At 41.2% G+C, this 14,605-nt stretch carries 10 protein-coding genes and 1 pseudogene; 5 read left to right on the top strand and 6 right to left on the bottom strand.

Going from position 1 to position 14,605, the window contains the following annotated elements:
- Nucleotides 1–112: 112 nt before the first annotated feature.
- Nucleotides 113–949 (bottom strand): energy transducer TonB, encoded by an 837-nt coding sequence (locus tag ACRQ5D_RS32150; RefSeq protein WP_432327816.1) that lies wholly within the window; start codon nt 947–949, stop codon nt 113–115.
- A 516-nt stretch (nt 950–1,465) separates the two neighbouring features.
- Nucleotides 1,466–1,588, bottom strand: a complete 123-nt coding sequence (locus tag ACRQ5D_RS32155) for a hypothetical protein (RefSeq protein ID WP_431198782.1) — start codon at nt 1,586–1,588, stop codon at nt 1,466–1,468.
- A 165-nt stretch (nt 1,589–1,753) separates the two neighbouring features.
- On the opposite strand from ACRQ5D_RS32155, the pseudogene ACRQ5D_RS32160 reads away from it, so the two are divergent.
- Nucleotides 1,754–3,063 (top strand): annotated as a pseudogene (locus tag ACRQ5D_RS32160) (ammonium transporter).
- A 130-nt stretch (nt 3,064–3,193) separates the two neighbouring features.
- Here the strand turns inward: ACRQ5D_RS32160 and ACRQ5D_RS32165 are convergent.
- The 3 genes from ACRQ5D_RS32165 to ACRQ5D_RS32175 form a co-directional block, all read right to left on the bottom strand.
- Nucleotides 3,194–3,793 (bottom strand): DUF4468 domain-containing protein, encoded by a 600-nt coding sequence (locus tag ACRQ5D_RS32165; protein WP_091174329.1) that lies wholly within the window; start codon nt 3,791–3,793, stop codon nt 3,194–3,196.
- Between the two features lie 70 nt (nt 3,794–3,863).
- The gene (locus ACRQ5D_RS32170; protein WP_090533026.1) at nt 3,864–4,904 is read right to left on the bottom strand and encodes a porin; all 1,041 of its coding nucleotides are present in this window, start codon (nt 4,902–4,904) and stop codon (nt 3,864–3,866) included.
- A gap of 332 nt (nt 4,905–5,236) precedes the next feature.
- Nucleotides 5,237–6,844, bottom strand: coding sequence for an ammonium transporter (locus ACRQ5D_RS32175; RefSeq protein ID WP_091174332.1), 1,608 nt, complete (start codon nt 6,842–6,844; stop codon nt 5,237–5,239).
- A gap of 597 nt (nt 6,845–7,441) precedes the next feature.
- Between ACRQ5D_RS32175 and ACRQ5D_RS32180 the strand changes: the two genes are divergently transcribed.
- Complete coding sequence (locus tag ACRQ5D_RS32180) at nt 7,442–9,616, top strand: glutamine synthetase III (RefSeq protein ID WP_091174334.1); 2,175 nt, start codon at nt 7,442–7,444, stop codon at nt 9,614–9,616.
- A gap of 205 nt (nt 9,617–9,821) precedes the next feature.
- Here the strand turns inward: ACRQ5D_RS32180 and ACRQ5D_RS32185 are convergent, their stop codons facing one another.
- On the bottom strand, nt 9,822–11,597 hold the full coding sequence (locus ACRQ5D_RS32185; protein WP_091174337.1) for a chloride channel protein: 1,776 nt from the start codon (nt 11,595–11,597) through the stop codon (nt 9,822–9,824).
- Between the two features lie 553 nt (nt 11,598–12,150).
- Between ACRQ5D_RS32185 and ACRQ5D_RS32190 the strand changes: the two genes are divergently transcribed.
- The 3 genes from ACRQ5D_RS32190 (at nt 12,151) to ACRQ5D_RS32200 (ending at nt 14,325) form a co-directional block, all read left to right on the top strand.
- Nucleotides 12,151–13,332 carry an AIR synthase related protein gene (locus tag ACRQ5D_RS32190; RefSeq protein WP_432327820.1) on the top strand — a complete coding sequence of 394 codons (1,182 nt, stop codon included), beginning with the start codon at nt 12,151–12,153 and terminating at the stop codon, nt 13,330–13,332.
- A gap of 19 nt (nt 13,333–13,351) precedes the next feature.
- On the top strand, nt 13,352–14,041 hold the full coding sequence (locus ACRQ5D_RS32195) for a sterol desaturase family protein (protein WP_091174340.1): 690 nt from the start codon (nt 13,352–13,354) through the stop codon (nt 14,039–14,041).
- A gap of 122 nt (nt 14,042–14,163) precedes the next feature.
- Nucleotides 14,164–14,325 (top strand): hypothetical protein, encoded by a 162-nt coding sequence (locus ACRQ5D_RS32200; RefSeq protein WP_432327821.1) that lies wholly within the window; start codon nt 14,164–14,166, stop codon nt 14,323–14,325.
- Nucleotides 14,326–14,605: the final 280 nt, after the last annotated feature.

The raw sequence follows: 14,605 nt of genomic DNA on the forward strand, positions 1-14,605 counted from the left end.
AAACCACTTTCCGGGAGGCATGATGGATAAAAAAAGCCCCGCGTAAGCGGGGCCGAAACAGTTAGCTACTATATAACACACATTTAATTAAAAACACACAGCAAATTATTACCTACTCTTCTGTCGCTAACTGAAAGCTTATCGGGATACTGTACCTAACCCGTACATTCTGGCCGTTTTGCACGCCCGGCTTCCAGGCTTTGGCTAATTTAAGTACACGTAAAGCTTCCTCATCAAAACCATAGCCTGCTGGACGGTCCACCTTTATATTTGATAAAGTGCCATCTTTTTCAATAATGAAACTCAGAAGAACTTTGCCTGAAACACCCGCATCTTGTGCGGCTCCCGGAAAGCGTAGGTTTTTTTGCAAAAACTTAGCCCAGGCTGCAGCCCCGCCAACAGGTTCGGGCATAACCTCAAGCCCACCGAAATCAGTAACAACCTCCTCTCCTTTTCCGGCGCCACCGCCACCTCCCCCTTGCTGAGGCTGCTCAATAACAGTGTTTCCCCCAGGAGTTCCTTTTACATCAGCCGGCCCAATAGCTGCATCTTTCAAATCGGTAATAGTTGGCGGGTCTGTTGGCGGATCAGTTGGAACTATATGCGGAGTAGTAAAGCCTTTAGTTTCAATAGGAGCAGCGGGCTTTTGATGTTCAACCGGTGCTGAAGCATCCGGCTGCTTAGGTTTAGCCTCAACAGGTGGTTTGGGGATGGAAGGATCAAGTGTCACTTCAATTGTCCGGCTATTATCAATTGGTTTCGGCTTTGCCTTAAAAATAATGGCTGCGGCCGATAAAAGGGCTACTGCCGCAAAGGCTATCCCCATGGATTTTGTCATGGTACGCCCATAGCTTTGTCTTAATTCATAAGCGCCGTAATTTTTGTTGCGATGGTCAAATACAAGGTCGAGCCACTCGGCATTGTACAAATCAAATTTGGTGATAAGCATGATTTCAGAATTAAATTTCAATTATAACGAATATACTTATATTATATTTTGTATAAAACTAAATTTCTCGAAAATAATTCCGTATAATTTTTCATCAAATTTTCATTTTCCTACAAAAATCATCAAATCATAATAATCTGTTTAAAAATCAATAACCAAGTCCATTTTTTTTATCAATTAAATAAAAACAGCACAAAAACATTCATTTGAACACAATTTTTATATATAAATCATCAAAATCTTAAAATATTTTAAAAAAAAGTGCAGCTATTTTATTTTTTTATTACTTTTAGATATGGTTAACAGGCTTTATAAACTTATCGCCTTATTTTTTTACTCTTTAGCGGCTTTACTGCGTCCGCCAAGGGTGAATTATACCATTATTACCACAAAACCACAAAAAAAACCACGGTATCCGCGACAATACCGCATCACCGCCCGTTAAATTTTGAATTCACACTCAATAATGCGCTCACGCCCGCTATTAATATACACCAGCATAGGGGTGCACATTCTTTACAGGCCTTTGTAGCAACGCCCGGCGGCTACGCCATTAAATTTAAATACCTTGATTTCATTTGCGAACTGGATACAAGTAAGCTCTCCAGGTTCCGCAAGCTCATCCTTTTTCCGTTTCACGATTTTTGGTAGGCAAAAAACAATAAACCAACCCTCATGCTCTGATTAAGCATGTAGGATTTATTGTTTTTTAAAAAAATTTAGTTTTAATGCTGTCCGGTATTTTTGATTGGATACCGGGCAGTATTATTCAAACCTTCATTTTTCCTCCCTTAAACCCAAAACATGAAAAAATTCATACCCTTCGGCATACTTTTAATTGTAATTGTATTAGCCCTTCTATACCCTTCAGTTACACTTACAACCATTAAAGACAGCAAAATTGATACAGGTGATACCGCCTGGCTATTAGTAAGTACCGCCCTTGTACTGATCATGACCCCCGGCCTGGCATTTTTTTATGGCGGTATGGTGAGCAAAAAAACGTGTTGTCAACCATGCTGCAAAGCTTTGTTTGTATGGGTGTAATTACTGTTATATGGGTAATATTCGGCTTTAGCCTTGCCTTTGGCGAAGATGAGTTTGGTGGCTTTATCGGCAATCCCGGCACTTTCTTTATGATGAAAGGCACATTGGGCAACGCCACCTGGGAACTGGCCCCAACTATCCCGCTGATACTATTTGCTATGTTCCAGCTAAAATTTGCGGTTATCACCCCGGCCCTCATCACCGGCGCGTTTGCCGAAAGGATCCGCTTCAACTCTTATGTTATCTTCCTTTGCCTGTTCATGGTGTTTATATATGCACCCTTAGCTCACGCTACCTGGCATCCAAAAGGCTTCCTTTTCGGAAAAGGTGTACTTGACTTTGCCGGCGGCACCGTGGTGCACATGAGTGCAGGCTGGGCAGCTTTGGCGTCAGCCATATATTTAAAGGGCCGTAATGAAACATCACACAATCCGGCCCGGATCAGTTATGTATTATTAGGAACAGGCTTATTGTGGTTTGGCTGGTTTGGCTTTAACGCAGGCTCGGCCCTGGGTTCGGGCACATTGGCAGCAACCGCTTTGGCAACAACCACCACAGCATCAGCCGCGGCTGCTATGGCATGGATGTTCTTTGATATCCTTCGCGGTAAAAAACCAGGTGTATTAGGTGCCTGTATCGGCGCGGTTGTAGGTTTGGTGGCTATCACCCCTGCAGCGGGCTATGTAACTATTCCCCATTCATTAATTATCGGTATCGTAGCAGCAGTTGTAAGTAACCTGGTTGTGATCTGGAGAACAAAAACCAGCATTGATGATACCCTCGATGTATTCCCATGCCATGGTGTAGGCGGTATGGTAGGCATGTTATTAACCGGAGTATTTGCACACCAAAACGTAAACTCCGCCAACACAACCGGTAACGGTTTATTTTACGGCGAAACACACCTTTTCATTATTCATTTAATTACCCTTGTAGGTGTATCAGCCTTCGCTTTCTTCGGCTCATTCATCTTATTAAAGATCACCGACATGATCAGCACACTGCGTGTAACACCAGAAGAAGAACTTGCAGGCCTTGACATCAGCCAGCACGACGAGGAACTATAACCAGATCCTACCCTACCTGATTAAACTCAATTAACAACATAAAAAATAAGCCGCACCCTTTACAGGGTGCGGCTCTTTTATTTCATCTTGCGCATTATTTACTGAAACTGCAACTCCAATCTCAAGACAATTACCATTCTTTAGTAGATACCCTTTTTACTTTTTTAACTTCCGCCGGCTTTTCAAGCGACGAGGTTTTAAGCATATAAGCCTTTAAATTATCACCTACATGCTTGCTGTTGCTCAGCACCTGGTTTAAACAGGCGTTAAAATCAACCTTTGATAATTTTTCCGACGCCTTTTCCAGGGAGACATCCTTGCCATGCATATGTTCCACATTACCATAACGGTTACGCTGATATGGCTGATAAACAAAATCCGTTAACCAATAACGGTATTTGCCATCTTTTACCTCTATTTTAAGCGTATAGCTTAGCTCACCGCCTTCACTATTACCCATCAGGCCTTTTTTGTTAACTAAAAAAATACCCGTACCAGTAAGCGCATTGCCATCCTTATCAGCCTTTGCCAGTTTAAGCACCTTTTTAGGATAAGCCTTGGTCAAAAAATACAATCCCCTGCTATAAAGCGAATCTGCAATGGAGCCGGGCTGGTCAACCGTTTTATAATAAATGTATTTATTATTCTCATCAAAAGCCAGTGAATCCTTCTGCGCAAAAGCGCCGGATGAAAAAAGGAGACCGACAAAGCCTAATAGTATCTTTTTCATGTAACAAATATAAAAGCCGCTCCGGATAATTCCGGAACGGCTCGTGATAAAAATAGATTAAATTATTTTTTTAGAAAGCGTACACAGCAGCTACAGCAAACTGACCGGCTGATTTTGAAGGATCGCCAGAGTGGTTCAGGAATGAAGTAGATGAGCCGTGATCTAACCTGATTTCAGGAATGAAAGTAAGCGGACCTGATTTGATATTTGCAGTAAAGGTAAATGCTTTAACATTTTGTCCCGGAGGAGGGCCTAAAGTCACCAAATCCCCTTTTTTAGTTTTAAAGTACTCGCCCCTTAAACCTAAAGTTACTGTTTTTGATACTGCTAACTGCGGATATAAAGCAACGCCACTAAAACCACCACCATCATGCGGAGCTGAATAAGTAGCGCCGTTTAAGCCCAGTTTAAAGGCATCAGTAATTTGATAAGCGGTTGTTAAATCAACTTCGGTACCTGAAGTACTTCCGGTAGCAAGGTTAAGATAAGCAGTCCATCCTTTAACAGGAGATACAAACAACTGTGAGCCGAAAGTATTTACCTTATGCGTTGAAGTATAATTGTTCCAGGTATCATTAAAAATACCCGCCATTAAACTTACTTTATCGCTAAACGCGTAAGTTAATTTAACACCAGGATTTTGGAACGGACCGTTGGTAAACAAATACGAAGTAGAGTAGTTAAAGTTACCTACCGGGCTAATAACCTCATAACCAATAAAGGTAGCCATATAACCACCGGTAAGGTTTAATTTATCGGTTAGATCATATGATACATACAAATTTTGAATGTGGAATGAATCGCCATTAGGACCATTAGGAATTGATTGGGCCTGGCCACGCGGACCAAATGAAAGCTCGCCCACAAAAGCTGCTTTACCAACTTTTTTCTTCAAACCCAGATCAATCATGCCAATTGATACTGAATTATGATCACTTGCAAAGCTGGTAGGGATTTGCGAACCCTTATCAGAAAAATCATATTTATAATAGGTATCTACCGAACCGTAGATCACCAGAGGAGAATCTGAGGTTGTTTTAACCGTGTCCTGAGCCTTAACCGTAAAGGCCGCAATTGAAAAAAATGAGAAGAGTAGAAATACTTTTTTCATGATAACGATTTAATTGTGAATTGATAAACTATTTGTTAATTGTTGTTTTTTGGGATAAATACACTGTTATTATTTGATTATCAACACCTTGCAGTTAAAAGGATAGTTTATGTGTCGGCATAAAAAATCCCTGCACGATTGGCAACGGCAACGTCCATTTAAACAACTACTGCTGTTTTAATATGAAATGCTGTTTAGTCTTAAGCCTCCACCTTAGTTTAAAGTCAGAAATGAACTCCCGACTTTAAACTGAGGACTACAGGCTAATACTACCACTCTCCAACCGCACAAGGCATCAATATCTTTATTTAAGCTGTTAAGCTCCTATATGATCAGGCTTCAGAAGCAACCTTAGCGCCATTATCAAAAAGACCGCTTAAGCTGATCTCATCATCCTGAACAGGGTAAACTTCGATACCGTGGTCAAATACGTCGATACCACCTGCGCCTGTTTCACCGTGTTCTTCGATACGCAATTTCCATGGATGACCTAATTTGTTGATCACAAACATCATCACATATGATACCGCGAATACTGCAAGGGTAATGGTAAGGCTACCGATCAGCTGAGCTTTTAATACATCAAAACCACCGCCGTAAAATAAACCTGTTACCGGAGCAGAGTTATCAGCACCTGTTGGGCCGGTAGCACCATATTGACCTGAAGCGAATAAACCTAATGAAATAGTACCCCAGATACCGTTAAAGCCGTGTACTGATACTGCACCAACCGGATCATCGATACGGAACCACTCAATAAGGTAAACACCGCCGAAGATAATGAAGCCTGAAATAGCACCAAGCATGATAGCGCCAAACGGACTAACCCAGTAACAAGGGCAGGTAATAGCAACTAAACCTGCAAGGAAACCATTAATAGTAAAGGCTAAATCAAATTTGCCTTTTGTTGGGCCAAACCATAAGGCAGCAAGCATAGCAGTAAAACCGCCAGCGCAGGCAGCAAGCGTAGTGTTTGCAGCAACACGGCCGATACCCTGCATATCCATTGCCGATAAAGTTGAACCAGGGTTAAAACCATACCAACCAAACCAAAGTAAGAAACCACCTACAGCAGCAACCAATAAGTTGTGACCTGGGGGCAAACCGCCTTTTTCTTTATCATCGCGGGCAAATATCCTACCCAGGCGTGGGCCTAATACCATTGCACCAGCCAAAGAAGCCACACCACCAATAGTGTGTACTACTGTTGAACCTGCAAAGTCACGGAAAGGCTGAGCGCTTATTGATTTAAAGAAACCTGAAGTTCCCATGGTAGCAAGGAAACCATCCGGCCCCCAAGCCCAGTGACCGATAATAGGATAGATAAAGCCGGTAATACCGATACTGTAAAGAATATCGCCACGGAAACTGGTACGACCGATCATAGCACCAGATACGATGGTTGAGCAGGTATCAGCAAAAGCGTACTGGAAAATCCAATGTGCCAATACCGGGATACCGGTTGAACCATAAGTTTCAGGTGTGTTTTGAAGGAAGAACCAGGTTTTGCCATCAGCACCACCCCAGCCAATAAAGCCGTTGCCATTGCCAAACATAAAGGCATAACCTATAGCGTAAAATAGCAAACCACAAAGACAAGTATCAAAAATACACTCCATCAGCACGTTCACTGTTTCGCGCTTACGGGCGAAACCAGCCTCGAGCATAACAAAACCCGCCTGCATACCAAATACCAAAAAGGCAGCAACCAGTGTCCAAACAGTATTAACCGTGTTAATTAACGCTGTTTCATGGGCGGTGTACGTTTCGGCAGCGTTAGCTTTTGTGCCAAATACACCTGGCAAAACCATCATTGCGGCAAACACCAGCAATAAGCCAATCATTTTCCCTGTAAAAATGGTTGCTCCCAGCGCCCATTTTTCACGTGTCAGCTGTCGGACTGCACTTAGGAAGTTGTGTTTTGTAGAACCTACTTTCATCGTTTAATTTAGTTTGATTGTTTTTTAAAAATTAATTAGTTTGATTGTTGTATTTAAATTTAGTTTGATTGCTATCCTGAATTACAAAACACTTTTCACCTCCAAATCCTCAATCACGCCTCTAATCTTTTTCATTTTTTATAAAAAGCATAATAATTGGTGTGTTTTCGTAAATTATTTTCTGAAATTAGGTAGTATTTTTAAGAATAACAAATTATTAATGATAAATTAATGGTAAAAAATAGAAAAATTATGAAAATTGCAAAAACAAGGCTCTTAAAATGTCATTTTTTAAACATTTAAAAATGACATTTTCAATATAAATTCATTTTCATCATTAAAAAAATTAAAAAATCTAATTTTTACAGTTTAAAATACCATTTAATCAGCTTTAAAAGCAAATAATCGCCCAAAAGCAATAAAAAAACACGATTTTATTGATTTCAGGCAGAACTTTTAGAAGAATTAAGACTTTCCTTTAAATTATATCAGTTTTTTAATGATTAGGTGGTATGTTATATTTCACTTAATTTTGCCCGATATTTTAAAGGATAGTTATATTTTTGAACACTAACCTTTATTTAAACCTCATAAAATATGTCCAATATTCGTTTTAAAGCCTTACAGGATGTACTTTCAAGAACTATCCCTGAAGTAAAACCGCCCTCACCAAAAATTTCCGATTATTTTGGGTCGAATGTTTTTGATAAAAAGAAGATGAAAGAATACCTTTCATCAGAGGCTTACCAGGGAATAGTAAATTCAATTGAAAAAGGTGAGCCGATCCCTCGTGATTTGGCAGAACAGATCGCTTCGGCAATGAAAGCCTGGGCTTTGGGCAAAGGTGCAACCCATTATACACACTGGTTTCAACCGCTTACCGGCACCACTGCCGAAAAGCATGACGCTTTTTTTGAGCCCACTGCAGATGGCGGTGCTATAGAACGTTTTTCGGGCGATGCCCTTGCACAACAGGAGCCTGATGCCTCAAGCTTCCCGAGCGGCGGCATCCGTAATACATTTGAGGCCCGCGGTTATACTGCCTGGGACCCTTCCTCGCCTGCCTTTTTAATGGCGCGTACCCTGTGTATCCCAACAGTGTTCGTATCGTACACCGGCGAAGCACTTGATTATAAAGTACCTTTATTAAAGGCACTGAACGTGCTTGATAAAGCGGCTGTTGATGTTTGCCATTATTTTGATAAAGGCATAGAAAAAGTAAATGCATCATTAGGTATTGAGCAGGAATACTTTTTGGTTGACCTGGCCTTATTTAATGCCCGTCCCGATCTTTATTTAACCGGCCGTACTTTATTCGGCCACATGTCGGCCAAAAACCAGCAACTGGAAGATCATTACTTTGGCTCGATACCTGAGCGCGTGTATGCTTACATGCAGGATATGGAAGCCGAAGCATTGCAATTAGGCATCCCGCTTAAAACCCGTCATAATGAGGTTGCTCCATCCCAGTTTGAATGTGCACCGATATATGAAGAGATTAACCTCGCCATCGACCATAACCAACTGTTAATGGATTTGATGGACCGTGTTGCCAGGCGCCATAACTTTAAGGTGTTACTTCATGAAAAACCATATGCAGGCCTTAATGGTTCGGGCAAGCACAATAACTGGTCGCTGATAACCAATACAGGCAAAAACCTGTTATCGCCTGGTAAAACGCCTAAAAACAACCTCATGTTCCTGGCCTTTTTTGTGAACACCATAAAAGCGGTACACGAGCATGCTGATCTGTTAAGAGCGTCCATTGCATCAGTTAATAACGACCACCGTTTAGGTGCCAATGAAGCCCCTCCAGCCATTATATCTATATTTTTGGGCAGCCAGCTTAGCGACGTGCTTGATGAGATAGAAACATCCCGCATCAGCAAAAAAATCAAAGAAGAAAACCTGTTATGGCAGGGCATCCCTAAGATCCCGCAAATTTTGCCCGACAATACCGACCGCAACCGTACTTCGCCTTTTGCCTTTACCGGTAACAAGTTTGAGCTGCGCGCAGTAGGCTCATCAGCCAACTCGGCCAGCCCGATGACCATTCTTAACCTTATCGTTGCCGATCAGCTTAAAAAATTCAAATACGATGTAGATAAGCTGATGAAAAAAGGCGAGAAAAAAGATCTGGCTTTATTAATGGTGATCAAAAAGTACATCAAAGAATCAAAAAACATCCGCTTTGAGGGAAATGGCTATAGCGAAGAATGGGAAAAAGAAGCCGCGCTAAGAGGTTTACCCAATATTAAAACCACACCAAAAGCGCTGGATGCTTTAATAAACGATAAGTCGGAACATCTTTTTGCCGAAACCGGCGTGTTCACCGTGCGTGAAGCACATGCACGTCACGAGATCTTACTTGATGCTTTCTACAAAAAGCTACAGATAGAAGCCCGCGTAATTGGCGAAATGGTGATGAACGTGATTATCCCGGCAGCAATTGCTTATCAAAGCAAACTGATTGAAAATGTAAAAGGACTAAAAGATATTGGCCTGGATAAAGCAACTTATGCTTCGCAGCTTGACATCATTAACAGGATCTCTGAGCATGTGAACTTCATTAAAACCAATACCGAGCAAATGGTTAACGAGCGCAAAAAAGCTAACGTTATCGACGACCTTCGTCAGCGCGCTATTGATTACGATGAAAAGGTAAAATCATTCTTCCAGCCTATCCGCTACCACGTTGATAAACTGGAGCAACTGGTTGATGACCGCCAATGGCCGCTGCCTAAATTCAGGGAGCTGTTGTTTATTAAATAAGATATTAACACGAATTGCCACGAATTAAATCGAATTACACCAATTATAGTTCGATAAATTTTGTGGCAATTCGTTTTTTATTTTAATCCCATAATCTGGCTGTGCAGAATTATAACCTGAGCTACCAGGCCCCTATCTCTTCTCTTAATTCTCACAAATAAGCAAGGCAATTCGTGAAATTCGATTGAATTTGTAAAATTAGTGCCTATGCAAACAAATCACTCGCCTTATGCTGTTCAATAATCACAGCCCTGTATTTTGATAGCAATGCCGATTTGGATATAAAGCCGATAAAAACGTCATCTTTTACCACCGGTAACTGCCATACGTCAATGGCATCAAAGGTGTCCATAACGCTGCTGGCCGGTTGATCATAATCAATTATAGCCGGTGGTTCAATCATGATATCGGCTATATTTTCATCCGCGATATCTTTATTGAACAGGCGCCGGCGAATGTCGTCTATCAATACAACACCTTCAAGACTCCCGTCCCCTTTAAGCACCGGGAAAATATTAGCATCGGTTTTGGCCAGTACCTGGTAAAATTCGCCAACCGGCATTTGTTTATCAACCGGGGTGTATTTGCGGTTAATGATGCTATCAAGCATTATACTGTTAAGCATGCCATAATCCTGCCCCGGGTGAATATTGTTGTGATGAATCAGCTGGCTCCAGTACATATTATGAGGCGATGAATAGCGAGATATGATGTATGACATAGCCGATACGATCATGAGCGGGATAAACAGCACATATCCACCGGTAATTTCGGCTATCAAAAATATAGCAGTTAAGGGTGCATGCAATACACCGGCCAGGGCCCCCGCCATACCCACCGCAATAAAATTAACCGTATTTAAATGTATCAGCCCGGTTTGATTAACCCCATAAGCCACAAACAAGCCCAGGAAAGCGCCGGTAAATACCGTAGGTGCAAATGTACCGCCATTGCCACCGGCACCAATGGTAATACCCGCAGCAATGATCTTGGTAAACACGAGTGCCCCTATAAATAACAGCATGATAAGCGGTTCGGAAAGCCAGTTGGCAAAAAAGCTTTCTTCCTTTAATACATTGATATTACCATTTAAAATTTCGGTGAGATAATGATACCCCTCGCCAAACAATTGAGGAAACACAGCAATGATCAACCCTAATATCACACCGCCACCAACTGCCCTCACATATCGGTTTTGTTTTTTAAGGATCCCTCCTTCAAGTTTACCCCCTACTTTGGATATGTATATCGCTATCCATCCGCTTAATATGCCAAGCAGCACGTAAAATGGCAGGGCGTTCATTGCCCAGCCTTCGGTAACCAGATGGAACAATTGCCCCGAGTATAATAATTTGGAAACCACAACTCCTGTAGCGGAGGCTATTAATAAAGGTATAAAGGTGGGAATGGTGATCTCTCCTATTAATATCTCTAACGAAAAAAGCACCCCGGCAATAGGGCTGTTAAATACAGCAGCTATGCCCGCCGAACATCCTGCAGCCAACAATACCGTTTTTTCATAGGGTGTAAGCTTAAAAAACTTACCTACGTTTGAACCGATAGCTGTACCCGTACAAACAATAGGCGCCTCCAACCCTGCCGAGCCACCGAAACCTATGGTTAACGAACTGGTTATTAAATGCGAATAAATATTATTGGCTTTGATGTTTGAACGGTTCTTTTTGATATTGATGAGCACCTTACCTATCCCTTTTTCAATCTTATCGCGATTGATCAGGTGCTGATACAGCACCGTACCCAAAATGCCTATTGCAGGTAAAAACACATATGCTATATGATAATACAGGTGCGAAGAGATATTCCGGCTTAACTCTTCCATTAAATGCACTAAAAACTTAAGGGCAACGGCGGCCAGTCCGCCCATAAAACCTACAAACACGCTGCAATAAATTAAAAAGTTACGTTGACTATTGCGTTTTAACCGCCAGCGGTTTATTTTGTAGGAAAGCGTTTTTAACATAAGAAGTATATACTACCAATTCTGCTGATGAAGAGTTATGAGCGCGAATTGTTTTCAATTAAGCTGATAAAACAGACCAATGACATGTATTAGTCTATTTGTTACAAATTAACACAATTCAGGGCAATTTATATTCATTAAAGTAAATAGAGGTTAATTTACAACAACTAATTAATTATTAAACTTGCGTCTATAGCTTATTATATGTCTTTAAGAAACCAACAGATTGAACACTGGTTTAATCGAAAATACGACGTAAAGCCTAAAGCCGGCTTTAGAAAATGGTTAAAAAAGCAGCGGAACCGAAAAATAAGACAATCACCTAAAACCGAAATACCAGACATCAAGTATGAAGGATGGGAATATTAAAAACTCCCTGTTAAAATTCACCGATTTCAAATTATCTATAATAGTAGTTGCAACCACAGCTATTCCATAATTTTTTAAGTCTAAAACACATTACAGTTTTGGCACTACAAGTATAATGCTCCTAAGTCCCCGACTTCAGATAGCTGAGGTAAGGAAATTAAGGTTAATAGCATTATATTTGCCCATGATTTCTTCGCAAAGATATGATCAGCGTGGCGTATCAGCCTCCAAAGATGACGTGCACAATGCCATAAAAAATATCGACAAGGGCATTTTCCCAAAAGCTTTCTGCAAAATAGTACCCGATATCTTAACCAACGATCCTGAGTATTGCAATATTATGCATGCCGATGGTGCCGGTACCAAATCGTCCCTGGCGTATACCTACTGGAAAGAGACAGGCGATATCTCTGTATGGCGCGGCATAGCCCAGGATGCCATCATCATGAACCTTGATGACTTGCTTTGTGTTGGCGCTACAGATAATATCCTGCTGTCATCAACCATCGGCCGCAATAAAGGCCTCATTCCCGGTGAAGTTATTGCCGCGATCATTAATGGCACCGAAGAAATTTTGGCAGAACTGCGCGAGGCCGGCATAGGCATCTACTCCACCGGCGGTGAAACTGCTGATGTGGGTGACCTGGTACGTACCATCATTGTTGATTCGACGGTTACCTGCCGTATGAAACGTGAAGATGTGATATCTAACCACCGTATTGAGCCCGGCGATGTAATTGTAGGGCTTGCCTCATACGGCCAGGCTACTTATGAAAAAGAATACAACGGCGGCATGGGCTCAAACGGCCTTACATCTGCCCGCCATGATGTGTTTAATAAAACCATCGCCGATAAATTCCCCGAAAGCTATGACGCGGCCATCCCTTACGAGCTGATCTTTTCGGGCAGTAAAAACCTTACCGACGCTATTGACATTGGCAACGGTGAAACCGTAACGGCAGGCAAGCTTGTTTTAAGTGCGACCCGTACCTACGCGCCAATCATTAAGCAAATACTTGATGGCTACCGCAGCCAGGTTCATGGCATGGTACATTGCAGCGGCGGCGCGCAAACCAAAGTATTGCATTTTGTAGAAGGTTTGCATATTATAAAAGACAACCTGTTCCCTGTACCACCATTGTTTAAACTCATTCACGAGGAATCAAAAACCAGCTGGCAGGAAATGTACAAGGTATTTAATATGGGACATCGCATGGAGCTTTACGTGCCTGAAGCTATAGCTGCTGATCTGATCAATATTTCAAAAAGCTTTGGTGTTGATGCGCAGGTTATTGGCCGTGTAGAAAAGGCAGATACTAAAAAAGTAACCGTGACATCGGAGTTTGGAGTGTTTGAGTACGAGTAAATAATAACGACATAAATTTATGCTGAGGTTTTTGGCTACTTTGTCCCCATTAAAATTATGGGCGATATTTTTAGCCGAAAACCTTTTTGTTACTACCCTGGCCCTGCTATTCGGATGGTTGATCTTAAAACTATCCAACAAACCAATAAAATGGGCAAGCCGAAACGAGATTCTGGTATGCATGTTAACCAATGCCATCAACACAGCGATCACCTATGCCGGTTATTGGCTTTTTAAGCACAACTATATAACACTCACGTTCCAGTTAAAGTGGTACACCCTTCTTGATTTCTTGCTCTTATTTATGCTGATGGACCTGGCCATGTTCATTTTCCATTACTTCATCCACCACTCAGTTATTTATAAAGCGATCCACAAATTTCACCATCATTACACCGATCCTATCCCTATCGACCTGTTTGTTCTCCATCCTGTTGAAACCATTGGCTTTGGCTCTTTATGGCTTGTAATATTGGCTCTTTATGGTTTCAATTTCTATGCGGTACTGATTTACCTTACAGCCAATGTATTTTTCGGTATCATGGGCCATTTAGGTATCGAACCCGTTCCTGCCTCTGTTCGAAAAATGGCTCCTTTTAAATATTTAGGTACACCCTCTTTTCACCATCGGCATCACCTGGAAATTGATTTTAATTTCGGCTTTTATACCAACATCTGGGATAGGTTATTTAAAACTTATAAGCCTTAAAACAATAAGCTTATAAGCTCACCTTTTATAAAAAAAGCCGGAGGCGATGCAAATGCTCCCGGCTATAATTGGTTAAATCGAATTTTATCCTTGCTTATATGTTCAACGACACCTCATATGGTATGCGCTTAGAATTATCTTTTTTAACCAGGCAGATGATCCACATAATTATAAAGGGAATCATCGAGACTGCCAAATCCGGCGCTATTAATAAAAAGATGACCGTATTTGTGCAAACCGTTAACAGAAAACACGCCGGAATAAAGATCAAAAAGACTTTATAATACTTTGATGATCTTATGAAGGGCAGCGCTAACAATCCAAGGTGAAACAACACTAAAAGTGAGATATTTAGTTGATTCCAAAAGCTATTTCCGGGGTTTAATATATCTTTCAATAACGTAAATTCAAACGACACAATTGACATAGTAAAGCCTAAGTGTATGGAGAAGCCGATTAAAAAACTAAAGAGGATGAGCACGATGATTTTGATATTTGTTTTCATAAGTGATAAAATTTAAGTATTATTCAAATATAAAACATAATTCAAAACAAAGTTAATGT

The organism is Mucilaginibacter sp. P25 (assembly GCF_050859465.1).
Taxonomy (GTDB): Bacteria; Bacteroidota; Bacteroidia; order Sphingobacteriales; family Sphingobacteriaceae; genus Mucilaginibacter; species Mucilaginibacter gossypii.

Bases quoted from the DNA above. Each gene is read 5' to 3' on its own strand.
- ACRQ5D_RS32180 (WP_091174334.1), top strand. From the start codon at position 7,442: ATGTCCAATATTCGTTTTAAAGCCTTACAGGATGTACTTTCAAGAACT.
- ACRQ5D_RS32165 (WP_091174329.1), bottom strand. From the start codon at position 3,793: ATGAAAAAGATACTATTAGGCTTTGTCGGTCTCCTTTTTTCATCCGGC.
- ACRQ5D_RS32190 (WP_432327820.1), top strand. From the start codon at position 12,151: ATGATTTCTTCGCAAAGATATGATCAGCGTGGCGTATCAGCCTCCAAA.
- ACRQ5D_RS32150 (WP_432327816.1), bottom strand. From the start codon at position 949: ATGCTTATCACCAAATTTGATTTGTACAATGCCGAGTGGCTCGACCTT.
- ACRQ5D_RS32195 (WP_091174340.1), top strand. From the start codon at position 13,352: ATGCTGAGGTTTTTGGCTACTTTGTCCCCATTAAAATTATGGGCGATA.
- ACRQ5D_RS32185 (WP_091174337.1), bottom strand. From the start codon at position 11,597: ATGTTAAAAACGCTTTCCTACAAAATAAACCGCTGGCGGTTAAAACGC.
- ACRQ5D_RS32175 (WP_091174332.1), bottom strand. From the start codon at position 6,844: ATGAAAGTAGGTTCTACAAAACACAACTTCCTAAGTGCAGTCCGACAG.
- ACRQ5D_RS32200 (WP_432327821.1), top strand. From the start codon at position 14,164: ATGCGCTTAGAATTATCTTTTTTAACCAGGCAGATGATCCACATAATT.
- ACRQ5D_RS32170 (WP_090533026.1), bottom strand. From the start codon at position 4,904: ATGAAAAAAGTATTTCTACTCTTCTCATTTTTTTCAATTGCGGCCTTT.